The following is a 22,093-nucleotide window of genomic DNA, read 5'->3' on the forward strand; positions in this document are numbered from 1 at the left end:
GCCTCCGCTCCGCCCGGTCAGATGGTCCCCGAAGACACCGCCGCCGAGGGGATGATCACCATGAAGGCCTTCCTGCCGACCGGAGATCCCTCCGAGCCGGTCGTGCTCGCCGACGTCGCGGAGCCGACGCCTCGCCCCGACGAGGCGCTGGTGAAGGTCGAAGCGTTCTCGGTCAACCGGGGCGAGACGTTCAAGTTGGAGAAGCCCGCCTCCGGCGACCGCCCGGGCAAGGACATCGCGGGGCTGGTGGTGCAGCCGGCCGCCGACGGCAGCGGACCGTCCGGGGTCACCCGGGTGGTCGGCCACCCCATGCAGGGCGGCTGGGCGGAGTACGTGGCCGTGCCGACCGACGCACTCACCGAACTGCCGGACAGCGTCTCCGCGGTCCAGGGCGCGGCGCTGCCGCTCGCCGGACTCACCGCGCTGCGGCTGCTGCGCGCGGCCGGACCGGTGCTGGGACGGCGGGTACTGCTGACCGGTGCCTCCGGTGGTGTGGGCCACTTCGTCACCGAACTCGCGGCCGCCGCCGGGGCCGAGGTCACCGCGGTGACCAGGAACTCCGATCGCGGCGCCCGGCTCGCCGAACTCGGCGCGACCGAGGTCGTCCACCACGTCACCGACGCCCAGGGCCCTTACGACATCGTGCTGGAGTCGACCGGTGGACCGGCGCTCTCCCTCGCGCTCGCGCGGCTCGCCAGGGGCGGCACGGTGATCTGGTTCGGGCAGGCCAGCCGCACACCGGCAACCCTCGACTTCTTCGACTTCTTCACCGGACCCGAATCGGCCACCGTCCGCCATTTCCACTACCTCGACGCGGACAGCCGCCTCGACGACGACCTGGCGACGCTCGTCCGGCTGACCGCCGAAGGCCGCCTGCACCCCGAGATCGGCCGTGTCACCGACTGGGCCGACACCGCGGCGACCCTCACCGAACTGCGCGACCGCCGCATCCGTGGCAAGGCCGTCCTCACCCTGTCCTGATCCACGCCCGAACGATGACCGGACGCAAGAACAACCAAAGGAGTACGCACATGACCACCAGCGACCCCAGGACCGTCGTCATCCGCTACGTCGAGGCCGTCCGCGACGGCGACGCCGCCGTCATCCAGGACAGCTTCCACGCGGACGCGACCTGGCACTACCCGGGCGACCTGCCCGTCTCCAAGGTGTGGCGCGGCCGCGACGAGATCGTCAACGAGTTCCTCGGCAGCATGGGAACGGTCTTCGTCCCCGGCACCGTGGAAATCGAACTGGTCAGCACGATCGCCGAGGGCGACCGCGTGGTGGCCGAATGGACCTCCAAGGCCACGACCGTGCGCGGCGCCACCTACGACAACCGCTGCATCGGCATCTACACGGTCCGCGGCGGCAAGATCGTCTCCGTCATCGAATACGCCGACACCCAGCACGTGGCCGCAACCCTCTTCCCGGACGAGGACGCCCATCGTCCCGCCGGCACCGAGTAACAAGGTCACCCGGCGGGGCCTGCCGGTGTCGGGCAGCCCAGGATGTTCCTCTCCCCGGATGGTTTTCACCGCTTTTCGCGTCCGCCCCCGCGTGTGAGGCTCGCTATCGAGCCCGCTGTTCACGCCCCCTGGCTGCGGCACCTGAACCCCCTCGCACCGAAGGAAACACCACCATGCGCGGAGCAGTGATCCACGCCCCCGGCGACGTGCGCTTCGAGAACCTGGACGACCCGGAGATCAGCCGGCCCACCGACGCGATCATCCGCACGGTCGCCACCTGTGTGTGCGGCTCGGACCTGTGGCCGTACCGCGGCCTGGAACCCATCGGCGATCCGCACCCCATGGGGCACGAGTACGTCGGCATCGTCGAGGAGGTCGGCAGCGAGGTCACCAACGTCAAGCCGGGCCAGTTCGTGGTCGGCTCCTTCGCCACCTCGGACAACACCTGCGCAAACTGCCGTAACGGCTGGCAGTCCAGCTGTCTGCACCGCGAGTTCATGAGCACCTGCCAGGCCGACTACGTCCGCATCCCCAACGCCCACGGCACCCTGGTCGCCACCGACGAGCACCCGGCCGGCGAGGTGGTCCCCGGCCTGCTCGCCGTCTCCGACGTGATGGGCACCGGCTGGTACGCCGCCCTCGCCGCCGAGGTCGAGCCCGGATCCACCGCCGTCGTGGTCGGTGACGGCGCGGTCGGCCTGTGCGGGGTCATCGCCGCCAAGGAACTCGGTGCCGAGCGGATCATCGCCATGAGCCGGCACGAGCCCCGGCAGCAGCTGGCCCTGGAGTTCGGCGCGACCGACATCGTCAGCGAGCGCGGTGAGGACGGCGTCGCCCGTGTGAAGGAGCTGACAGGCGGCATCGGCGCGGATTCGGTGCTGGAGTGCGTCGGCACCGCCCAGTCCATGCGGCAGGCCCTGCACTCCGCCCGGCCCGGCGGCAACGTCGGCTTCGTCGGTGTCCCGCACGAGGTGGCCGTCGACGGCCAGGAACTGTTCTTCTCCCAGGTCGGCCTGCGCGGCGGCCCCGCCCCGGTACGCCGCTACCTGCCCGACCTGATCGACCGGGTCCTGTCCGGCCGGATCAACCCGGGCAAGGTCTTCGACCTCACCCTGCCCCTGGACCAAGTCGCCGAGGGCTACAAGGCGATGGACGAGCGCCGCGCCATCAAGACTCTGCTGAAGCCCTGACCGTCAACCCGCGGCAGGCCGCCGTCGTCGCGCACCCCTGCCAGAGAGGTGGTGCGCGGCGGGCGCTGGCAGGTTTCCTCCTGGCCATCGACGAAGCCCGACCGTCGGTTAGGTCCCGGACGAGTCTCCGGGCCGCCCCCAGACAGGCCGGGGATGTAAACCATTCCCTTCAGAGCTGGAACCCCCGGAAGCCCGCCGCGCGCTTGAGACCATAGCCGCGGACACTGACAACGAACCCGGCAGAGACGGACCGGCCACGGCATCCGACCAGCGTTCCATCCACCCTCACGTAGCCGCTGCCGTGGCCGACGCATCCGGCTGTTGGACCAGCCGCGTGGGCAGGGCGACGTACGCCGTGACGCCCGAGCCCTCCGTGGCGCGCAGCTCCACATGGGCGCCGAGGCGGGTCGCGAGGGCGCCGACGACGTGGTGGCCGAGAAAGCGGGTGGGCGCGGCGAGCAGGGAGCCGCCCTTGCCGGACAGCAGGGCGTTGGCCTGGGCCATCCGCTGCGCGGTCATCCCGATGCCCCGGTCGACCACGGCGAGGCAGTACTCGCCGCCGTCCCGCCAGCCGTACACCGCGACGGGCTGCTGGGGCGGGCTGAACATGAGCGCGTTCTCCACCAACTCGGCGAGCAGATGGGACAGTTCGGCGACACAGTGGCCACGGACTCGGCACGGCTCGATGTCGGTGACGGCGACCCGCTGGTACTGCTCGACCTCGGAGACGGCCGACTGCACCACCTCCGTGACGGTGACCGTGCCGGGCCAGCGGCGGGCCGGGGGCTCCTCGCCGGCGAGGACGAGAAGCGACTCGGCGTTGCGGCGCATGCGCGTCGCCAGGTGGTCGAGTTCGAAGAGTTCGGCGAGGGCGTTCGGATCCAGCTCCTGGCTCTCCAGGGTGGTGATCAGCCCGAGCTGGCGGCTGAGGAGTGCCTGGTTGCGGCGGCCGAGACTGGCCAGGGACTCGGTGCTGTTGCGGCGCAGGACGGCCTGCTCGGCGGCGAGGCCCACGGCAGTGCGCTCGACGTTGCGCAGTGCGGCGACCAGCCGGGTGATCTCCCGTGCGGTGGCGGGGACTTCGGCCGCCTCGGGCTCCGCGGGCAACGGGGTGTCGGGGTCGGCCCCCTGGATGTACTTGACCACGTCCGGCAGCCTGCTGCCCGCGACCGCGTCGGCCTCGTCGGCCAGGGCGCCCAGGGGGCGGGTGATGGAGCGGGCCGAGAACAGCGCGAGCGCGGAGGCCACGGCGAGGATCAGCCCGCCCAGGGCCAGGAAGCCGACGAGTTCCCGGGTGGCCGCGCCGCCGACCTGGTCCGCCCGTGCCCGTACGTCGTCACCGACCTGTTTCCGCACGCCGTGCAGAGCGTCGACGAGCGTCGTCATGTCGGCCCACCAGCGGGTGGCGTCGACGTGGAGGGACGAGCCGTCGGCGCCCGCCTCGGCCTTGGCCTCGTATCCGGTGACGCGGCGGGCGGCAGCCGTCCCGAAGGCCTGGTCCAGGGATGACTTCTCGGCGTTGTCGGCAAGTTGGCGGAACTGGCCGAGGGCCGCGACCCGCGTGGCGCGGACATCGGTGAAGTCGAGGTACTCGCCGGAGCGGAACCGCCGGGCCGCGAACACGCCGTTCAGGGAGCCACGTTCGAGGGCCACGGCCTCCGTGGCCCGCGCCAGGGCCTGCAGCGCCTGCACGCCTCGCGCGATACGGCGGTCGCCGTCGGGCGCGCCGACCCCTTCGGCGTCGATCAGGGCGGTGACGGCTCTGGTGTAGAAGCGGAGGGTGGCAGCGCGGTCGGCCCTGCCGGTGTCGACGGCGGTACGGGTTGCGATGAGGTCGACGAGCGGGAGCTGGGCCTGGCGTAAGGCGGCGGCCGCGGCCCCGGGCAGATCGCCGCTCTCCTTCGCGAGCGCCGCCCTCAGGGACGTACGCGCGGCGTCGGTGCGCGCCCGCTGCCTGCGGACGTCGTCCCGGTACTGCTCGGCGCCGCTCAACAGGCCGTTGGTGAGGCCGCGTTCACGCTGCAGCTCACGGACGAGGTCCTGCTCCTGCAGCAGGATGCCGACCTGGGACTCCGTGGCCCGCGCGGCGGACCAGTCGTGGGCGCGGTCGGCGACACCCAGCCCGGTCAGGGCGAGGAGCAGACAGGTGGGTACGGCAAGGACGATGGCCATACGGCCACGGATGGAGCCCCAGCCGGGAATGCGGACGGACAGGTCAGGTCGGCGGATTCGGTTCCCCCTCATGCCCCGCGAGGCTAGAGGCGGCCCGGCAGGCGCCTCGTTTCCCCTTCGTAAGACGTCGATTCACAGGTGCTCACCCGACGCACGCGGCAGCTGTGAGAGGGGCACGAAGCCGTGATCGGTCTCGACGATCAGCCGGTCGGGGACGGGGATGCCGTGGCGGTGACCGAGGGTGCGGCCGTCGGCCTCGTGCCGGTCGTCAGCGAGATGGTGTCGCCGAGACGGATCCGGGCGTAGAACCGCTGGGCGTCCTCCGTGCCGAGGCCGATCACGCGGCCGCTCACGTCGTAGTCGCTCAGGACCTTGACCTCGGGGGCGAAGGAGCCGACGTAGAGCGGCCGGCCCTCCCCGTCGCGCAGCTCGACCGCGTACGGGACCTCCACCACGACCGGGCCTTTGGAGAGCACCTCGACGGTCAGCGCTCTCCGGGTCTGCTTCGCGACCACCGTCATCGGGGTCGTGTAGCCGGCCGGGACGTCGAAGGCCGAGAGGACCGGCAGCACCCGGCCGCCGAACGTGAGGGTGTGCCCGCGCAGGTCGAGGGTGCCGGAGACGGGCACCGGGGTGGCCGTGGGCGGCAGGGCGGACGGGGAATGGGTCACGGCCGGGGGGCGGGCCCCGGCCCGGTGGTCCGGGTCTTCGCCGAGGTGCAGGGTCAGGGCGAAGCCCAGCAGCGCCAGGGCCGCGGTCCCCGCGCCGAGGGCTGCGGCGGCACGGCGGCGGCGCCTGCGGCGGATCGCCCGGGCGCGTATCCCGGCGCCGCCGACGACCGGCGGGGTCGCCTGGGTGGCGGCCAACTCGCGTAGCGCGGCGGAGAGTTCATCGGACACGGCCGCTCTCCTTCCCGAGGATCGGCCCGTCGGCCTCGTCCCCCGCGAGACGCTTCGCCAGCTCCGCCCGCCCCCGGGACAGCCTCGCCTTGACCGTCCCCACCGGCGCGCCGGTCTCGGAGGCTACCTGCTCCACGCTCAGATCGCACAAATGGTGCAGGACGATCGCCATCCGCTGGGCCTCGGGCAGTTCGCGCAGGGCGGCCACGAGCGCGGTGTACTCGGGGCCCGGCCCCGGGGTGGAGTCGGGCGGCGGAGTGCGCCGCACCAGTTCCAGCCAGCGCTTCGCCCGCCGCCAGCGGCTCACCGCCAGCCGCATGGCCACCGTGCGGATCCACGCCTCGGGAGCACTGTCCGCCAGGAACTGCGCTCGCCGGTCCCAGGCCCGTACGAACGCCTCCTGGACGACGTCCTGGGCCTCGCCGTGGTCTCCGGTGAAGGCGTAGAGCTGTCCGGTCAGCCGGGGGAACGCGGCCGCGTAGAACGCGTCGAACTCGTCCTCGGTCATGCCCCCACCGGAATCCGTGCCCTCTCCTTGCAACCCGGCCACCTCTGCCGTGCGTACAGGTCCCGTCCGGGAAGACGGCGCACAGGTGTCCCAGGCTCCCCTTTCCTCAGAGTCGTTGGCTCCCCGGCTCCTCAACCTACCCGTACGACCGTCCCAGTTCCCAAGCCGAAGGACCCCCCACGTGCCACCCACCCACGACGTGCTCCCCGCCGGCCACGACTTCGCCGCCTACGCCCGGACGCACTGGTCCCGGCTGGTCGTGACCGCGCGGCTGCTCACCGACGCCCCCGGTGCGGCGGAGGAGCTGGCGCGGAGAACGCTGGTGCGAATGTGCGCCCGGTGGCGGCGCGTTCCGCGCAACGACGTGGACTTCCATGTACGGCGCTGTCTTGTACGGGGCCATCTGTGCCGGCTGCGCGGACGCCGGGCCGCACGGCGGCGGGCGGTTCTGGTGCTGCGGGTCTGGGAGGGACTCGCTGACGCGGAGATCGCGCAACTGCTGGGGTGTTCGGCGGGCGCGGTGCGGGCCCATGCCCGGCAGGGGCTGAAGGCAGCCGGTGCCGATGCCGGACGGCTGCGCGAGGAGTACGCCCGTGCCGTCGAGGACCTGGTCCCGTCCGAGGTGCCGCTGGCCGACGTCCAGGCGCGGGGGCGCGTACGGCGGCGGCGCCGTGTCGCCGTGACCGCGGCCGTCTGCGCGGCGCTGCTCACGCCGGTCGCCGTCCTGGCCGACGGACAGATGCGGGGCGGTGGTTCGGGCGAGGGGGTGTCCGGTGCCGGCGCTCGTGCGGAGACGAGTCCCGTCCGGGTCGTGGCGCCGGGCGAGCGGGTGACCGCAGGGCCGGGAGTGCGGGTATGGCTGACGGCCGACGGCGGTCACTGGTCGGTACCCGTGGCCCTCGCGGGCGACGACGGCGACCGCCCGCGCGGCGAACCGGGCGTCTCCCTGCGGGTGGACTCCGTGAAGGGCGGGTTCTTCCTGTCGGGCCTGTTCCACGGCCTGAGCGGTGAGCCGGGGCGCGTCGAGGTGCGGACCGGCGACGGGAAGACCACGGCGAAAGTCCTGGTCCTGGCGGGCAGTCCGGGCTGGGGCATCTGGTACGCGAGCGCTCCGGTGTCCCAGAAGGACGTGAAGTCGGTCCTCTCCGCCGACGGAAACGAGCGGGTCGTCACGCTGTACGACGCCGCCGGCAAGGTCGCCGCGCGGTCGGCCCGCGAATGGTGGCGGATATGAAGCGGCCCAGGCACCGCGAGCGCCCGCCGCTGCGGGTCCGGTTCCGGCGCACCCGGGGCCGGCTGCTTCGCCGGCTGCTCTACGCCTTCCTCACCCTGATCGCGGCGCTCTGTGCGGCGGCCGTCGTGGCGTACCACCTGACGGCCGTTCCGGAGCCGCACCCCGAGACCGTCACCCAGAGCACCGTGTTCCTCGACGCGAACGGCGCCTATCTGGGCCGGCGCGGACCGGTCGACCGGCAGGACGTCCCGTTGTCCGCGGTCCCTCGGCATGTGCAGGACGCGGTGATCGCCGCGGAGAACCGCTCCTTCCGTACCGACACCGGGATCTCGCCGCGGGCCATCACGCGGGCCACGCTGGCGACACTGACGGGCGGTGACCCGCAGGGCGGCTCCACCATCACCCAGCAGTACGTGAAGAACGCGCTGCTGAGCCCGGAGCACTCGCTGTCCCGCAAGGCGCGCGAGGCGCTCATCGCCATCAAGCTGGACCGCACCCGCAGCAAGGACGAGATCCTGGAGGGCTATCTCAACACCGTGTACTTCGGGCGGGGCGCCGCCGGGATCCAGTCCGCCGCGCGCAACTACTTCGGCGTGGACGCGAAGAGCCTGACGGTCGCGCAGGGCGCCGCGCTGGCGTCCATCGTCAACATCCCCTCGTACTACGAGAAGGCGGGCTCCGATCCCAAGGTGACCGCGAAGCTGCAGAAGCGCTGGGAGTGGGTGCTCGACGCGATGGCGGCGAGCGGGAGCATCACGGTGAAGCAGCGGGTCGAGGCTCGTTTCCCGGCGTTCCGGTTCTATCCGCCGGGCGAGACCGACGGGCAGCGGCAGTATCTGATCGACGTCGCCGCGAAGGAGGCCGCCGACCGGCTCGGCATCACCGAGGACCAGCTCGCGAGCGGCGGCTACAGCGTGACGACCACCTTCGACCTGGGGCTGCAGGACAACGCCGCGCAACTGGTCCAGGACCGTCCCGGGGGCAAGGGCGGCGTCCGGGTGCACACCGCCGTCGTGGGAATGGTGCCCGGCGACGGAGCGGTACGACTGCTGTACGGCGGCTCGGACTACGCGCGGCAGCCGTTCAACGACGCGGTGAGCGGGGCGGTGGAGGCGGGGACGGCCCTCGATCCGTTCCGCGAGGTGGGGCCACGGGCGGGCGAGCCCCTGCGCGGGATCCTGAAGACAGCGGCGCCGACCCCGCTGAACCTGGCGTCGGCGTACGCGACGGTCGCGGCGGACGGCAGGTACGCCTCCCCGTACACCGTCGCGCGCATCACGCGGGAGGGCCGCACCGTCTACCGGGCGCGTCCCGAGGTGCGCCGGGTGCTGGGCGAGAAGGAGGCGCTCATGGCGGCCGCGCGATCGGGGGCCGGGCCGTTGCCCGTCGCCATCTCCGCCGACTCGGCGAAGACGCAGGCGCAGACGGAGGCGAAGGCGCAGACGGAGGCGAAGGTGTTCGCCACCGACGGTGCCGGTGGCGGAATTACCCGGCGAACCGTGTGGACCACTGGATACGATCGCCAACTCGCCCTGACCGTCGCCCTGTTCGCCGATCGGACGGCCGGCGGGAAAGGCAAGAAGGCCACGACGGTACCCGCGCAGCTGCCGAACGAGCCGCCGCCCACCGAGTTTGCGCAGACGGTGGCGGCGGGAATCTGGAAGGCTGCCATCCTCGGACAAAGGCACTGATTCTCCACGTAGCACCACACTCGACTCAGGAGTCTGTGATGAGCACCAAGACGGGACCCCAGCGCTACCCCGGAGCGAGCCGGGCGAACTGGTACCAGGACGACTTCGGCGGTGACCCGATGGAGGTCAACGTCGTCGTCCTGCACACCACGGAGGGTCCGAACCTGCCCGGATACGACGGCGGCGCCACCGCTCCGAACCTGACGGCGGTTCCCGACCTCGCCGCCAAGAAGCTGAAGTGGTACCAGCACTTCGACATCGAGACCTCCTCCAGAGCGCTGGTCAATCTGAAGGGCGGCGTCGAGACCAACACCCTGAACGTGTGCCAGATCGAGCTGGTCGGCACCTGCGACCCGAAGACCCACGCGAAGTGGAAGGCCTCGGGCCAGGCGCACATCTACTGGCCGGACGCGCCCGACTGGGCGCTGCAGGGCGTCGCCCGCTTCCTGGCCTGGATGCACGAGGAACACGGCGTGCCGCTGTCCGGCCCGACGGCGTGGCCCGCGTACCCGACGTCGTACGGGAGCGGCGGCCAGCGGATGACGGGTGCGCAGTGGACGGCGTTCAAGGGCGTCTGCGGGCACATGCACGTGCCCGAGAACGTCCATGGCGACCCCGGCGCGATCGACTTCGCCCGGATCCTCAAGTACGCCAAGGCCGACCTGGACGTGGACGACGACACCCCGGAGAAGCCCACGCCCTCCAAGCCGAAGATCCCCGCGTTCCCGGGCCGCAAGTACTTCGTGGCCGGGGCCTCCAACGCGTACGTCCTCCGGCTCGGAAAGCAGCTGGTGAAGCGCGGCTTCGGCGACCACTACAAGGTCGGCCCGAGCCGGAACTGGGGTGAGGCGGACCAGCTGAACGTGCGGGACTTCCAGAAGTCACGGAAGGAGCTGCGCGGCGACGCCGACGGCCACCCCGGACCGCTGACCTGGCGTCTGCTGTTCTCCTGACACCACGGCCCGGATCACCTCTACTGGCGCCTGTTGCCGACGACATAGGCGAGACCCCAGGCCGCCGCCGCTGCGAGCACGAGGCCCAGCGGGGAGTACCAGTCGACTCCCCCGTGGGCCTCGCTGCTCCACCATGCCTTGGCCGGGAAGAAGGGGTCGTCGCTCAGCAGGTCCCCGACGACAGAGGGCGTCTGGGCGTCGGCGATGATGAGCGGCAGGGAGTTGGTGTAGCCGAAGAAGGCGCCGAGCGCGGCGATGACGGCCGCCCCGATCCGGGCGCCGTTGCTGCGGCGGCCCACCAGACCGACCAGGCAGCCGACGATCGCCCCGTTGAGCAGGGCGTGGGCCAGATAGAGGGCGTTGGCCACGGTGAGCGACTGCTCTTTGTACGTGGCCAGGTTGATACCGCTGTAGACCCCCGAGACGACGACCGAGACGACGAACCCGAGGAACACCGCGCCGACCGGATTACCGCCCGCGTTCGGCCGCTGCCCGAAGGGCGGCTGCTGGAAGGGCGGCTGCTGGAAGGGCGGTGTCTGGAACGGCGGGGCCGGGTTCGTGAAAGGCATCTGCTGCGGTGGGGCGGGCTGGTTGTACGGGTTGTACGGGCTCTGTGGTGGCTGGTGAGGCGGCGGTGGCGGTTGGAAAGGCGGCTGGCTCATCGATGTCCCCCACAGAGTGAACTGGCAGAAGCAGCAAGCTATCAGTGAGATCAGGAGGGGGCGGTCGGAGCCGGAGCGGGCCGTGTGAAAGCGCTTTTGCCCGCCCGCTGACATCCGATCAAATGGCAGTCATGAGCAGAGGCATCCCTCGTGCGGGAGCACGCAGCCGACAGCTTCGCCGGATCGCGGACCGCCGGGAGCGGGCAGGGCACCGAGATGGACCTCGCCCGATACGGCCACCTCTGGGAGCACGTCGCCCAGGACACCGCCGTAGGGCGCCGGAACGAGGCGGCGGTGGCCGCTGGACGACCTCCGGTTCCACCGAGCAGCCGGGCGGCTCGGCCCACTGGGCGAATCTCCTCGCCACGACGCTTCCGGGACTGGCCGCGGTCGCCGCCCTGGTCTTCACCTGGATTTCTGTGGCCCAGGTGTCCGACGAGCTGACCATTTCCGAGCAGGGGCAGATCGCCGATCGGTACGACGCCGCCGTGGAGAAACTGATCGACGACTCCGTCGATGTCCGCAGGGGTGCCATCTACTCCATGCAGAGCATCATGACCGACTCCCCCCGGACCCAGCCCGCGGTGATCGACATGCTGTCCAAGTACATCCGGGATCGCGCCACCAAGAAGTCGGCGGCGGTGGACAAGGCCCCCGACATCCAGGCGGCGCTCTACGCGCTCGGCAACCGCGACCCGTCCCATGACGGAGACGCCGTCATCGACCTCAGAGGAGTCCGCCTCAGAAAGGTCGAACTCAAGGGCGCGAGCCTGACCCACGCCGACCTCGGCGGGGCCGTTCTCTCCGGTGGCGATTTCGAGAAGGCCGATCTCACGGGCGTGAAGCTGAAGTTGGCGGTGTTGAGCGGCGCGCATCTGGCCGGCGCGGATCTGACCGACGCGAACGCGACGCGGGCCGACCTCCGGGGAGCGGACCTGACGGGCGCGAACCTGAGCAGGGCGGACCTGACGGGGACAAGGCTGGACCGCGCGAACCTGACGGAGACCACATGGAACGGCGCGAACCTGACCGGTGCGCGCCGCCCGGAAGGGGACCTGCCCGAGGTGACCTCGAGTCCCGAGGCGACCTCGAGTTCCGAGGTCACCTTGAGACCCGAGGCCACCCCGAGTTGAAGGGTCACCCCGAGTCCCGAGGTCACCTCACGTCAGAACAGGCCCTTGTAGCTCTGCCAGCCACCGGCGATCTTCGTGCGGCTGCCGAAGGAGCCCTTGCCGTTGCCGTTGCTGCGCCACACGTTGCCGGTGGTGTCACGGGCCACGAGGTCGGCCTTGCCATCACCGGTGAGGTCGCCCACGCCCACGACGGCGTTGTACGACGAGCCCCAGTCGTTGAAGACCTTCACCCGGCTCTTGAACTTGCCCGTCGCGGTGCCGTCGTAGCGCCACAGCTCGTTCGACTTGTCCTGCGCCAGCAGATCGCCGTAGCCGTCGCCGTTGAGGTCGCCGGCGCCGAGGATCTTCTTGTAGCCCGTCCACCCGGACGCGATTCTCACCCGCGCCGAGAGCTTCCCCGTGCTCGTCGCCTTGTAGAGGTAGACGTCTCCGGAAGAGGCCTGACGCGCGATCAGGTCCGCTCGGCCGTCGCCGCTGACGTCTCCCGGTGAGGTCAGCACGTCGTACTGGTTCCAGCCCGTGCCCAGCGAGGTGTACGCGGTCGACGGGGTCACCGCCGAGCCGCAGGCGGGCCGGTAGGCGCGCAGGGTGCCGCTGCTGAGGCGTACGAGCACGTCGTTGCACCGGTCACCGCTCAGGTCGCCGAAGGGCACCGCCTTCACCGTCGTCGGCCACCCGGATCCCGTCCGCTTCCCGGTGAGGGTGCCGGTGCCGGTCCCGTACTGGTACGTCAGCCCGCCCGAGCCGTTCAGGGTCAGCAGCTCGCCGAAGCCGTCCGACGTGGCGAAGTCCCGCCGGACGGGGGTCGCGCCGGTGACCTTCACCGTTGCGGACTTCGTCAGGGCCGCGCCCTGTCCGTCGGCCGGAGTGGCGGTCAGCGTCCAGGTGTACGCGCCGTTGGGCACCAGCTTGCCGGCCGTGTCCTTGCCGTTCCACGACGCCGGGAGCACGCCCTGTGCCGTACCGCCGGACAGGGTGCGGACGGTCGCGCCGGTGGCCTTGTGCCTGATCACGAGCTGCCAGGAGGCGGCCGGCTTCGAGAGCCACCACTTGGGGCTCCAGGGCGCGGCGCCGCCCTTCACGTCGGCCGTGCCGGCGACGGCCGCGTCGAGCTGGGTGAGCGGTGAGAGGGGGACGCCGCTGGACACCACGTGGATGTCGCCCTTGTCGTCGACGTACGCGATCAGGCCGGTGTACGGGTCGACGTCCCAGGAATGCCACGACGGGAGGGTCCCCACCGTGTGCGACACGGGCGTTCCGCTGCGGACGTCGGTCACCTTCAGCGTGCCGTCCACGTCGGTGACGACGAATCCGTCACCGAGTTGCGCGGTCTCCCAGGCGCCTTCGGTGAGGGTCAGCTTGGTCTTCGCGACGGTGTCGTAGACGCCCTGGCTCTCGCCCGACCCCACGCACGACCACAGCAGCCAGCGCCCGGCGGCCTTCAGATCCTCCAGCAGGCACTTCGGCCCGAACCACACCGGCTCGCCCCGCTTCCCGGTGCGGACGTCGACCGGCACGGCGCTGTCGTTGCCGTCCCGCACCCACAGGGTGGTGCCCCACAGCGCGACGCCGTGCTGCGCCGAGGTGAGCACCGTGCCGCCCGTGTCGAGGTCGATCACCCTCGTCTCCGACCCGGCTTCGTCGGTGTACTCGGTGGCCATCGCGACGTGCCGGCCCTTGGCGTCCCACACGCGGACGTAGTTGTGCCGGGCATCGACGGGTGTGCCGGGCAGTGAACCCGTGGGCTGTACGACCCGGGGCACGCGGTCGCCGTTCGAGACCCACAGGTTCCACACCACCGTGCGGCCGTCCCCCGTGCCCACGAGGGTGGGGTTGTCCTCGGTGAAGCCGTGGGAGGTGCGTGAGCCGACCGTGAGGGTGTCACCGGTCGTGCCGATCGACCGGCTGTACATGACCCTACGGCCCTGATCCCGGTCGTCTTCCGTCACGGTCAGCCGGCCGCCGTCCAGGGTGAGGGCCTGCACCGGGTCGGTCTCCGGCTTCAGCTCGGCGGCGGCGACCCGCTTGACCACGGGGGTGCCGTCGGAGCCCGCGCGGACCAGGTTCACTCCCCAGTCGGCGGTGTCGGGGCCGCTGCCGGGCACCAGGAGCCCGCCGTCGGGGGTGGGGACGGCGAGTCTCAGACTCCGCGTCCGGGCCAGCACGGTCCCGGTCGTCGAGCCGTCGGGGGCGACCGCGTCGACCCGCCAGACGGGCAGGCTGCCGTCCATGGCGCCCAGCGAGGAGTCGTAGCGGCAGACCAGGAGCGTGTCGCCGACCATGCCCATCAGGTGCGTCGGTCCGTCGTCCGCCAGGGGCACGGTACGGACGGCGGCGGTCAGGTCGTCGCGGGAGTAGACGGAGACGGTGGAGCCGTCCCACGACACCAGGTGGGTGGCGGTGAGGACCACACGCCCGGTGGTGGTGATGTTCGGGTTGTACGGCAGCACGACCAGCTTGCCCTCGTCGGCGTCGAGCCAGGCGCTGCGGACCGTCCCGTCGGCCCGGTACTGGACGACCATGCCGTGGGCGTCGCCCACGGGCGAGTCACCGCCGCCCATCGGGTCGATGCCGTCGGGGACACCGGCCACCGCGCGGTCGCGCACCGTGCCGTCGTCCTGGAGGTCGAGCAGGTGCCAGCCCGAGTTGCCGTCCGACCAGGCGGTCGTCACGACCGTCCGGCCGAGCGTCCCCCGGTAGGTGTGGCCCGACGGCAACGGGAGCGTCGCGGTCGTCCCGCCGGCCGCCATGTCCCGCAGCGACACGGTCCGCGCGTTGTCGTCGTAACGGGCGACGACGTCCGAACCGGCGCCGAACTCCGGCATGCCCCACACCTCGGTGGCCGAGGCGTCCACCACCGTGTCCTCACCCGTGTAGGTGGTCCACAGATGGCCACGTCCGGGTTCGTAGCGCAGGAACCCGGACGGTCCCGCGCTCAGCAGGGAGGTCCGGGGCAGCAGGGACGTCTCGGCCGGGATGACCACCTCCGTGGGCGCGTCCGCGTGCGCGTCGAGGGCGAGCGGTCCGAGGCCCATGGCCAGCGTGAGAGTGGTGGCGGCGGCGATACCGCCACGGATGAGGGCACGTCTGCCCACTCGGTTCCTCCACAGGAGACGGGAGACGGAAGAGCGATGCGGCACGAACTACTGTGCGAGTGGCCGGATATTAGCAGTCGTTTACCTCGGCCATGACAAGTGATGACCTGCGGGAAGCGACGAGGTCGCTGCGCGGAAGGAGGCGTGCTCTCCTGGAGTCGTACACAGGGGAGCACGCCGATGCGTCACAGCCGGACTTCCGCCGTCGTATCCGCCCGGTCGCCCGCGCCGACAGGTGCGGGCGGGCGGTTGCTGCCGACGTGGGATCTCGCGGTCGCCTGGTTCCTGGTCGTCCTGATCACCGCGCCCGCCTGGGTGCTGACCGTCGGGCAGGCCCGGGACATGGGGGTCGGGCCCGGCACGATGGGGCTGGCGCTGCCGCTGTTCCTGCTGCTCTGGGTGACGATGATGGCGGCCATGATGCTGCCGTCCATGGCGCCGGTGGCCCTCGCTTGGGTACGCGGCATCGGCCGGCAGTCGTCCGGCTGGACCCGGGCCGCCCGCACTGTCGCGTTCGTGGGCGGATATCTGCTGGTGTGGACCGCCTTCGGACTGCTCGCCTACGCGGCTCTGGCCCTCACCGGGGACCTGGTGCACGACCGTCCCACCGCCGGACGCTGGATCGGCTCGGTGGCCTTCCTGCTCGCGGGCCTGTACCAGCTCGGCCCCCTCAAGTACGTCTGCCTGCGCCACTGCCGCGACCCCATGAGCCATCTGACGCACTGCGCCGCCTTCCGGCCGCCGGCCCGCGATCTGCGGGTGGGCGTCCACCACGGCGCCTACTGCGTCGGCTGCTGCGCGGGGCTGATGGTCGTCCTCCTTCCGCTCGGCGTGATGGACGTGGCGGCGATGGCCGCACTGGCCGTGGTGATCTTCGTGGAGAAGCTGTGGTCCCGGGGCCCGCTGCTCGCCCGGGTCGTGGGTGTCGCCTTCCTGGTCCTGGCCGTGCTCGCAACCTTCCAGGACTGGCTGCTGCCGGGGCTGCGGGGCGCGATGCCGCCGATGGGCGGCATGTGACCCGCGTACGCGTTCATGCCCGGCCGCGGGCAGCCCCTTCGGCCTCCTCACAGCCCGGCCTTTGCCCAGACACTCGGTACCGCCCCGGGCGTCCCGGGGCGGCGGCTGCTCCCCCGCTTACGCGGCGAAGCGTTCGGCGAGGGTCTTCGCCTTGGTGGCCGCGTCCTGGAGGGCGCGGTCGCGGGAGGCCTCGAAGAGGGGCACCAGTTCGGACATCGCCGGGTTCTGCGGGGCCATGGTCAGCTCCGGGACGATGAAGTCGAGGTCGAGCCCGAGGGCGTCGGCGAGGACCGCCGTCAGGTAGTTCTGGACGTACTCGTACGGCTCGCGCGGGGTGCCCGGCGCGTAGGAGCCGCCGCGGCTGGCCACGACGGTGACGGGCGTGCCCTTGGCCGAGGGGGTCTCGCCCCCGGTGCGGCCGATCAGGATCACGTTGTCCAGCCACGCCTTGAGGGTCGAGGGGATCGAGTAGTTGTACATCGGCGCGCCGATGAGCACCGCGTCGGCCTGCTCCAGCTCCTCGATGAGCTTCAGGCGGTCGGCGAAGGCGGCCGCCTGCTCGGGGGTGTGGGCCGCCGGATCGACGAAGCCGGCGGTGTGGGCGTGGGCGTCGAGGTGCGGGACGGGGTGCGCGGCCAGGTCCCGGTAGATCACCGTGCCGCCCGGGTGCTGCTCCTCCCAGGTCCTGCGGAAGGTGTCGGTCACGGCGCGGGAGGCGGATGCCTCGCCCGGGAAGACGGAGGAGTCGATGTGGAGCAGGGTCGCCATGGGGGTCTCCAGAGGAACGAGCCCGCGGCAAGCGGGCTGAAGTTTCGTACTCGGCTATATCTAACACAGGAGCTTACTTTTTTTCATCCCCATACGGCCGGGTAGTACCCTGGCTCCATGGCGGTGGAGCAGACGCATGACGTGGCGGAGTGCGGGCGGGTGGACGACAGCATCACCCGCGTCTTCCAGGTGCTGGGAAAGCGCTGGAACGGCCCGATCCTGTCCGTCCTGCAGGGGCAGCGGACCCACTTCGCCGACCTGCGCCGGGCCATCCCCGGCATCAGCGAGCGCATGCTCTCCGACCGGCTCGCCGAACTCGGTGGAGCGGGACTCGTGGTCCGCGAGGTCGACGAAGGACCCCCGCTGCGGGTCTCCTACCGGCTGACCGAGTCGGGAGCCGCACTGGAGCCCGCGCTCAGGGAACTCGGCGCGTGGGCCAAGGAGCACCTGCCGGACGCACCGCCCTGCGGGGAGATCGGGTAGCGGCCGGGCCGAGCGGGTTCCCCAGGCCGGGTGAAACGCCCGGGACATCCGGACCGCTGCGCCGGGCGCCGTCCCTGCGAACGGCATAGTGACGACGGCTCACGTACCGGACCCGCAGGAGGACACGCATGCTCGGCACCGACTTCCGCGCCGGGTCGCCCGTCTGGCTCGACCTCGGCAGCCCCGACACGGACGCGGCCGCCGCCTTCTACGGCGCCGTCTTCGGCTGGCAGCACCTCTCGCTCGGGCCCGAGGCGGGCGGGTACGGGTTCTTCCAGCAGGACGGCAGGACCGTCGCCGCCCTCGGACCGCTGACCGAGGAGGGCGCCGCGTCGGCCTGGACGACGTACTTCCGCAGCGACGACACCGAGGCCACCGCCGCTGCCGTGACCGCCGGCGGCGGCAGTGTGCGCGTCGGGCCCATGAGCATGGGCGAGGGCCGGCTGGCCCAGTTCACCGACCCGCAGGGCGCGCGGTTCGCCGTCCTGGAGTCACGGATGGGCCTGGAGCGGACGTCCGTGGACAACACGCTGGTGTGGGTGGAGCTGCACGTCCCCGATCCGGAAGCGGCCATCCGCTTCTACCACGGGCTGTTCGGCTGGCGCTCCCAGGAGATGCAGGCGCCCGGCATGACGTACCGGGTCCTGAGCATCCGGGAGGGCGACCAGCAGGAGGGATCCTTCGGCGGCGTGGCTCCGCTCCAGGGGGAGCAGGAGACGGGGCGCTGGGTGCCGTACTTCGCCGTGGCCGACGCGGATGCCGTCGTCACGGCGGTGCGGGGGAACGGCGGGACGGTGCTGATGCCGGCCGCGGACGTGCCGGACGTCGGCCGCATCGCCTGGCTGACGGACCCGGGCCAGGCCGTGTTCGCCGTACTCAAGCCGAACCCTCGCCAGAACTGACGTCTCACCAGCCTTTCGACACGTTGCCGCCCTGTGCGGTCCGTTCGCGGGCTGCCCGGTGCGGCGGCGTGGGCACCGCATCCACATCCGCCCTGACTCCCAGCCAGGTGAGGAAGGCGAGCACGAAGACTCCCTCCACGAGCAGGGAGAGCGGGCCGTAGGGCGCCTCCCAACCGGGTTCGTAGTAGCCGTCCGGCAGGCCGACGGTGCGCGACAGCAGAAAACCGACGATCATGCCGAGGCTGACGACCGCCCCGGTCAGCCATGCGGCCATGGGGCGACTCGCCGTGACGAGCGCCACCGCCACGACCAGCATGACGGCGCTGCCCACGGCGAAAAGGACGCCGATATAGAACATCTCCTCAAGGTGATCAGGAACAAGCAGAGTGTGCAGCACCGTGTTTCCGACGGCACAACACGCTCCCAGCCCAGTCAGGGTCACTTCGGTCGCATTGGAGGTCATCATGACTCCAGCTGTGCAATGAGCAGTGTTTCGCCAGGATTGATCCCTCTGCCCTCTTATACGGCTCGCAGCGCTCGGGGGATTGCGCTCCGCCTGCCGTTCTCACCCGTCGGCGGTCACTCGTCGCCGGCCGGACGGGCGGTGAGCCGGTGCCCGTACGCGTTCAGGCAGCGGCCGGTTTCCAGAACGTGTAGACGTGTTCGTTGTACGGGCCGACCCGCGAGGTCGTGAACCGCATGCCGAGCAGCAGGCTGTTGACCCAGTCCACCTGGTGGTCGGCGATCAGCCGCTCCACCAGGTCCCGTTCGAACCGGAAGCGGTAACGGCACGGTTCGCCGTCCCAGCGGCGCACCTCCCCGCCGACACCCGCGCAGATCCGGTCGGCGATCCGCAGCAGCGGCTCGAACCAGTCCCGCAGGGCGGAGAGGACATCGACGCGTGTCCCGGCCGGTCGCCAGGTCCGGCGCTCCTGTTCGATCCGTGGCCGGGCCCGGGCCGCGTACGACCGCAGGTACGCCTCCTGTCCCGGAACGGGGTGAACGCGTCCGGGGCCGGGTGACGGACCTCGCAGCGGCCCCGGGTGAACTCCAGAACCGTGCCGGGGACGGTGAGTACGGCCTCGGGGTGGCCGTTGCGGTGCAGGTGGTCCACGAACACCGACTGGTCCGCGAAGGGGTTGTGGTCCTCGCCGCGCAGATCGTTGAAGTCGAAGAGGTCGTCGTCGAGGGAGCACGCGGGGCCGGCGTTGGGCACCACGTGCCGGGCGCCGACCTGTTCGACGAAACGCTGCGCCCGCGCCAGCCCGTTACGGCGGGCGGCTCTGCCGTACACCGCCTTGGCGCGGGCCGGCAGGTCGTAGGCCAGCGGCCACCAGGTGGCGCTGGAGAACTGCAGGAAGTGCGCGTCGTACGGGCCGAAGGCGGCGATCTGTTCGGCCTGCAGGGGCCGGGCGTCGTTCTGGTCGAGGATGCACGCGGTGCCGTCGGCCACCGCGAGGGCCGAGTCCCCGATCGGGCCGTCGACCGGCGCGCTGACGGCGGTGATCGCCGCGCGCAGACCGCCGCCGAGGTCGACGGGCTCGCCGTTGGGCAGGTGGCGGAAGCGGGTGAAGCCGAGGGCCGCGAGCGCGTCCCGCAGATCGTCGAGGGGATAGTCGGGGAGCAGGACGGTGGTGTCGCGGCCCACGCGTTCGCGCAGGTGGGTGCGCGTACCGGTCCCAGGGCAGGGCGCTGTTGTCGGGGAAGGGGAACCAGGAGGCGAAGTACGCGGGGCTGGTCCACGGATCGCACTGGATGCTTCCCGCGGTCGTCTCCAGGTAGAGCCCGGCGTGGCCGAGCATCGTCACTCGCAAGGCGTGTCCGTTCCGTACGGCGCCGGCGTGTTCGGCTCCCTCCGAGAACGAGACCGCCGGAAAAGGGCACCCGGCCGGAGCCCGGCGGCCGAGCATTCTAACGCCCCGTCAGCACCCCCGACGGACCACGGTTTCTTTGTGTTTGGGGCGTATCGCCGGACTGCATAATCCACCGCGTGATTGCGTCCCTCGATGACGTCGAGCGCCTGCTGCGGCCCGCCCGCTTCCTCGGCACCGCCCCGCGCCCGCTCTACCTGCTGCCGTTGCTCCGCACGGGCTGCCTGGCCGGACTGCTGACGCCCGAAGGCGCGGACACGGGCTGGACCGACCGGTTCACCGCGGACATGTACACGCTGGAGGAGCGGACCAGGTGCCGCACCGACACCCTGAGCGGCCGCGATCTGGACGCCCTGATGGACCACCTGCCCGACCTGGTGGGGAACCGCTGGCGGGGCCGCGAGTTCGCCCTCGCCGCCTACGGCACGTACCGGCCGCACTGGCGGCAGGCCATCGAGGCGACCGGCGCCCGGCTGCTCGTGCCGGACGTGCAGCACGCCTGGGAGGCGCTCAAGGACAAGGCCGCGATGCGGGACTGGTTCCGGCAGCAAGGGGTGCCGACACCCGACGACCTGGTCGTGGGCGGGATCGACGGCATCGACTACCCGGCGCTGCGGCGCCGCTTCGGCGACCGGTTCGTCGTACAGAAGCCGCTGAGCGCGGGCGGGAACGGCACGTACCTGGTCACCGACGAGAGCACGGCGGCCGGCCTGCCCTCGCGGGAGCGGTGGCTGGTCAGCGAGTACGTCGGTGACACCACCCTGGCCTGCTACGGCTTCGTCGCCCACGACGGGACGGCCGCGACGCTGCGCGCGGCCCTGCAACTGGCCGGGATCGAGGAGGCGGGCGCCGGGTTCGGCGCGTACTCGGGTTCGGACTTCGGCGCGCCCGCGCTGCTGCCGCCGGCCGTGCTCGCCCGGACGAACGACGCGATGGAACGCATCGGCCGGGGGCTCGCCGGCCTCGGCTACCGGGGCATCTTCGGCGCCGACTTCGCCGTGCGCGCGGACTCCGTCGTCGCGCTGGAGGTCAACTGCCGGGTGCTGGGCTCGACCTGGCTGCTGGGCGAGATCGAACTCCGAGACGGGCAGGTGCCGACACTGGTCCGCCATGTCGCCGAGCGGCACGGCCACCGGACCCTCGGCAAGCCCGGCCAGGACCCGGCGGACGGCGTCCAGCTGACTGTACGTCACACCGCTGCCGAAGCCTGTTACGTGCCGAGCGCACCCACTCCCGGCGTCTACGCCCTCCAGGACGACCGGCTGGTCTTCCGCCGCCCCGGCTACGGGCTGCTGGAGTGCGGGCCCGACGAGTGCGTCCTGGTCAACCTGGCCCGGGAGGGGACGGTGCTGCACCCCCGCGGCATCCTCGGCCGGCTGGTCGCCCGGCGGCCGCTGTCCGCACCCGACGGCCGTTCCCTCAACGCCGACGGCCGCCGTCTCGTCCAGGCCCTGCGCCGCCTCTACTCGTTCGGGGAGGAGCGGAGTTGACCCCGCCGCCGCTCTACGTCCGACCGGCCGTCCCGGAGGACCTGACGACCCTAGGCGGCTGGCGGCAGGAGGCCGCCGGCTGGCTGGCGGTGCGGCACGGCTCCGACCAGTGGTCGAAACCCTTCCGGCCCCGGCTCACCCTGTCCCTCATCGAGCAGGGCGCGACCGTGATGGCCATGCTCGCCCCCGAGGGCGAGCCGGTGGCCACCCTCACGCTGCTCCCGCACGGCCATCCGCGCCTGTGGACCCCGGCCGAACTGGCCGTCCCGGCCCGCTACCTCCGCAAGGTGGTCGTCGCCCGCCCGCACGCCGGCCGCGGCATCGGCGCGGCCCTCCAGCAGTGGGCCCTCGCCCGCGCCGCCGCCGACGGTGCCCGGGTGGTCCGCCTGGCCGCCTGGACCGGCAACGCCGGCCTCCACGCGTACTACCTCGGCCAGGGCTGGCGGCACGTCAGGACCGTCCCCGGCATTCCGGCGGGCGCGCTGTTCGAGACCACGGCGCAGGCCGGGCGGAACCCGCGGGTGACCGAGCTGGGCAGGATCCCGCTGCCCGCCTGAGC

21 protein-coding genes are annotated in these 22,093 nt (G+C 71.8%); 12 read left to right on the plus strand and 9 right to left on the minus strand.

Translation table 11 applies throughout. From position 1 onward, the window contains the following. Positions 1 to 60: 60 nt before the first annotated feature. The 3 genes from CRP49_RS12160 to CRP49_RS12170 all read left to right on the plus strand — a co-directional run bounded on the left by CRP49_RS12160 (position 61) and on the right by CRP49_RS12170 (position 2,656). Positions 61 to 981: a zinc-binding dehydrogenase gene (locus CRP49_RS12160; RefSeq protein WP_097257318.1), complete on the plus strand. Its 921-nt coding sequence runs from the start codon at positions 61 to 63 to the stop codon at positions 979 to 981. A gap of 50 nt (positions 982 to 1,031) precedes the next feature. Beyond that, a complete protein-coding gene (locus CRP49_RS12165) occupies positions 1,032 to 1,466 on the plus strand; it encodes a nuclear transport factor 2 family protein (RefSeq protein ID WP_097253381.1) in 435 nt (144 codons plus the stop codon). Positions 1,467 to 1,639: 173 nt separating this feature from the next. Continuing rightward, entirely contained in the window at positions 1,640 to 2,656 is a 1,017-nt protein-coding gene (locus tag CRP49_RS12170; RefSeq protein ID WP_097253382.1) for a zinc-dependent alcohol dehydrogenase family protein, read from the plus strand. 285 nt (positions 2,657 to 2,941) lie between these two features. Here CRP49_RS12170 and CRP49_RS12175 read toward each other — a convergent pair whose 3' ends face one another. The 3 genes from CRP49_RS12175 to CRP49_RS12185 all read right to left on the minus strand — a co-directional run bounded on the left by CRP49_RS12175 (position 2,942) and on the right by CRP49_RS12185 (position 6,235). Continuing rightward, positions 2,942 to 4,900 (minus strand): nitrate- and nitrite sensing domain-containing protein, encoded by a 1,959-nt coding sequence (locus CRP49_RS12175; protein WP_097253383.1) that lies wholly within the window; start codon positions 4,898 to 4,900, stop codon positions 2,942 to 2,944. Positions 4,901 to 5,028: 128 nt separating this feature from the next. Beyond that, the gene (locus CRP49_RS12180; RefSeq protein ID WP_097253384.1) at positions 5,029 to 5,727 is read right to left on the minus strand and encodes a hypothetical protein; all 699 of its coding nucleotides are present in this window, start codon (positions 5,725 to 5,727) and stop codon (positions 5,029 to 5,031) included. Beyond that, entirely contained in the window at positions 5,717 to 6,235 is a 519-nt protein-coding gene (locus tag CRP49_RS12185; RefSeq protein ID WP_097253385.1) for a SigE family RNA polymerase sigma factor, read from the minus strand. Before CRP49_RS12185 ends, CRP49_RS12180 begins: the two co-directional genes overlap by 11 nt. A gap of 181 nt (positions 6,236 to 6,416) precedes the next feature. On the opposite strand from CRP49_RS12185, the gene CRP49_RS12190 reads away from it, so the two are divergent. Genes CRP49_RS12190 through CRP49_RS46800 form a run of 3 tightly spaced genes read left to right on the plus strand, consistent with a single transcriptional unit; the run spans position 6,417 to position 10,113 of the window. Next, positions 6,417 to 7,469 carry a sigma factor-like helix-turn-helix DNA-binding protein gene (locus CRP49_RS12190; protein ID WP_097253386.1) on the plus strand — a complete coding sequence of 351 codons (1,053 nt, stop codon included), beginning with the start codon at positions 6,417 to 6,419 and terminating at the stop codon, positions 7,467 to 7,469. Beyond that, the gene (locus CRP49_RS12195) at positions 7,466 to 9,160 is read left to right on the plus strand and encodes a transglycosylase domain-containing protein (protein WP_097253387.1); all 1,695 of its coding nucleotides are present in this window, start codon (positions 7,466 to 7,468) and stop codon (positions 9,158 to 9,160) included. Before CRP49_RS12190 ends, CRP49_RS12195 begins: the two co-directional genes overlap by 4 nt. A 38-nt stretch (positions 9,161 to 9,198) precedes the next feature. Beyond that, complete coding sequence (locus tag CRP49_RS46800) at positions 9,199 to 10,113, plus strand: peptidoglycan-binding protein (RefSeq protein WP_097253388.1); 915 nt, start codon at positions 9,199 to 9,201, stop codon at positions 10,111 to 10,113. Between the two features lie 20 nt (positions 10,114 to 10,133). On the opposite strand, the gene CRP49_RS12205 is transcribed toward CRP49_RS46800, so the two are convergent. Further along, positions 10,134 to 10,682: a hypothetical protein gene (locus tag CRP49_RS12205; protein ID WP_257033375.1), complete on the minus strand. Its 549-nt coding sequence runs from the start codon at positions 10,680 to 10,682 to the stop codon at positions 10,134 to 10,136. Between the two features lie 521 nt (positions 10,683 to 11,203). Between CRP49_RS12205 and CRP49_RS46805 the strand changes: the two genes are divergently transcribed. Then, the gene (locus CRP49_RS46805; protein ID WP_179851591.1) at positions 11,204 to 11,908 is read left to right on the plus strand and encodes a pentapeptide repeat-containing protein; all 705 of its coding nucleotides are present in this window, start codon (positions 11,204 to 11,206) and stop codon (positions 11,906 to 11,908) included. A 32-nt stretch (positions 11,909 to 11,940) separates the two neighbouring features. Here CRP49_RS46805 and CRP49_RS12215 read toward each other — a convergent pair whose 3' ends face one another. Then, entirely contained in the window at positions 11,941 to 15,003 is a 3,063-nt protein-coding gene (locus tag CRP49_RS12215) for an FG-GAP-like repeat-containing protein (RefSeq protein WP_097253391.1), read from the minus strand. 180 nt (positions 15,004 to 15,183) lie between these two features. On the opposite strand from CRP49_RS12215, the gene CRP49_RS12220 reads away from it, so the two are divergent. Continuing rightward, positions 15,184 to 16,020: a DUF2182 domain-containing protein gene (locus CRP49_RS12220; RefSeq protein WP_097253392.1), complete on the plus strand. Its 837-nt coding sequence runs from the start codon at positions 15,184 to 15,186 to the stop codon at positions 16,018 to 16,020. Positions 16,021 to 16,137: 117 nt separating this feature from the next. On the opposite strand, the gene CRP49_RS12225 is transcribed toward CRP49_RS12220, so the two are convergent. Then, positions 16,138 to 16,788 (minus strand): FMN-dependent NADH-azoreductase, encoded by a 651-nt coding sequence (locus CRP49_RS12225; RefSeq protein WP_097253393.1) that lies wholly within the window; start codon positions 16,786 to 16,788, stop codon positions 16,138 to 16,140. 117 nt (positions 16,789 to 16,905) lie between these two features. On the opposite strand from CRP49_RS12225, the gene CRP49_RS12230 reads away from it, so the two are divergent. Next, the gene (locus tag CRP49_RS12230; protein WP_097253394.1) at positions 16,906 to 17,271 is read left to right on the plus strand and encodes a helix-turn-helix domain-containing protein; all 366 of its coding nucleotides are present in this window, start codon (positions 16,906 to 16,908) and stop codon (positions 17,269 to 17,271) included. Between the two features lie 128 nt (positions 17,272 to 17,399). Beyond that, positions 17,400 to 18,173, plus strand: coding sequence for a VOC family protein (locus CRP49_RS12235; protein ID WP_097253395.1), 774 nt, complete (start codon positions 17,400 to 17,402; stop codon positions 18,171 to 18,173). A 4-nt stretch (positions 18,174 to 18,177) separates the two neighbouring features. Here CRP49_RS12235 and CRP49_RS12240 read toward each other — a convergent pair whose 3' ends face one another. The 3 genes from CRP49_RS12240 to CRP49_RS12245 form a co-directional block, all read right to left on the minus strand. Beyond that, on the minus strand, positions 18,178 to 18,636 hold the full coding sequence (locus CRP49_RS12240; RefSeq protein ID WP_143669982.1) for a hypothetical protein: 459 nt from the start codon (positions 18,634 to 18,636) through the stop codon (positions 18,178 to 18,180). A gap of 163 nt (positions 18,637 to 18,799) precedes the next feature. After that, a complete protein-coding gene (locus CRP49_RS47825) occupies positions 18,800 to 18,931 on the minus strand; it encodes a hypothetical protein (protein WP_257033376.1) in 132 nt (43 codons plus the stop codon). Then, positions 18,919 to 19,821: a hypothetical protein gene (locus CRP49_RS12245; protein ID WP_097253397.1), complete on the minus strand. Its 903-nt coding sequence runs from the start codon at positions 19,819 to 19,821 to the stop codon at positions 18,919 to 18,921. Before CRP49_RS12245 ends, CRP49_RS47825 begins: the two co-directional genes overlap by 13 nt. A 342-nt stretch (positions 19,822 to 20,163) precedes the next feature. Between CRP49_RS12245 and CRP49_RS12250 the strand changes: the two genes are divergently transcribed. Continuing rightward, entirely contained in the window at positions 20,164 to 21,534 is a 1,371-nt protein-coding gene (locus CRP49_RS12250; RefSeq protein WP_097253398.1) for an ATP-grasp domain-containing protein, read from the plus strand. Further along, the gene (locus CRP49_RS12255) at positions 21,531 to 22,091 is read left to right on the plus strand and encodes a GNAT family N-acetyltransferase (RefSeq protein ID WP_097253399.1); all 561 of its coding nucleotides are present in this window, start codon (positions 21,531 to 21,533) and stop codon (positions 22,089 to 22,091) included. The genes CRP49_RS12250 and CRP49_RS12255 overlap by 4 nt, the downstream gene beginning before the upstream one ends. Positions 22,092 to 22,093 lie beyond the last annotated feature (2 nt).

It is taken from the genome of Streptomyces sp. Ag109_G2-15 (assembly GCF_900215565.1).
GTDB classification, from domain to species: domain Bacteria; phylum Actinomycetota; class Actinomycetes; order Streptomycetales; family Streptomycetaceae; genus Streptomyces; species Streptomyces diastatochromogenes.

Bases quoted from the DNA above. Each gene is read 5' to 3' on its own strand.
- CRP49_RS12160 (WP_097257318.1), top strand. From the start codon at position 61: ATGAAGGCCTTCCTGCCGACCGGAGATCCCTCCGAGCCGGTCGTGCTC.
- CRP49_RS12165 (WP_097253381.1), top strand. From the start codon at position 1,032: ATGACCACCAGCGACCCCAGGACCGTCGTCATCCGCTACGTCGAGGCC.
- CRP49_RS12170 (WP_097253382.1), top strand. From the start codon at position 1,640: ATGCGCGGAGCAGTGATCCACGCCCCCGGCGACGTGCGCTTCGAGAAC.
- CRP49_RS12175 (WP_097253383.1), bottom strand. From the start codon at position 4,900: ATGAGGGGGAACCGAATCCGCCGACCTGACCTGTCCGTCCGCATTCCC.
- CRP49_RS12185 (WP_097253385.1), bottom strand. From the start codon at position 6,235: ATGACCGAGGACGAGTTCGACGCGTTCTACGCGGCCGCGTTCCCCCGG.
- CRP49_RS12195 (WP_097253387.1), top strand. From the start codon at position 7,466: ATGAAGCGGCCCAGGCACCGCGAGCGCCCGCCGCTGCGGGTCCGGTTC.
- CRP49_RS46800 (WP_097253388.1), top strand. From the start codon at position 9,199: ATGAGCACCAAGACGGGACCCCAGCGCTACCCCGGAGCGAGCCGGGCG.
- CRP49_RS12205 (WP_257033375.1), bottom strand. From the start codon at position 10,682: ATGCCTTTCACGAACCCGGCCCCGCCGTTCCAGACACCGCCCTTCCAG.
- CRP49_RS12220 (WP_097253392.1), top strand. From the start codon at position 15,184: ATGCGTCACAGCCGGACTTCCGCCGTCGTATCCGCCCGGTCGCCCGCG.
- CRP49_RS12225 (WP_097253393.1), bottom strand. From the start codon at position 16,788: ATGGCGACCCTGCTCCACATCGACTCCTCCGTCTTCCCGGGCGAGGCA.
- CRP49_RS12230 (WP_097253394.1), top strand. From the start codon at position 16,906: ATGGCGGTGGAGCAGACGCATGACGTGGCGGAGTGCGGGCGGGTGGAC.
- CRP49_RS12235 (WP_097253395.1), top strand. From the start codon at position 17,400: ATGCTCGGCACCGACTTCCGCGCCGGGTCGCCCGTCTGGCTCGACCTC.
- CRP49_RS12240 (WP_143669982.1), bottom strand. From the start codon at position 18,636: ATGACCTCCAATGCGACCGAAGTGACCCTGACTGGGCTGGGAGCGTGT.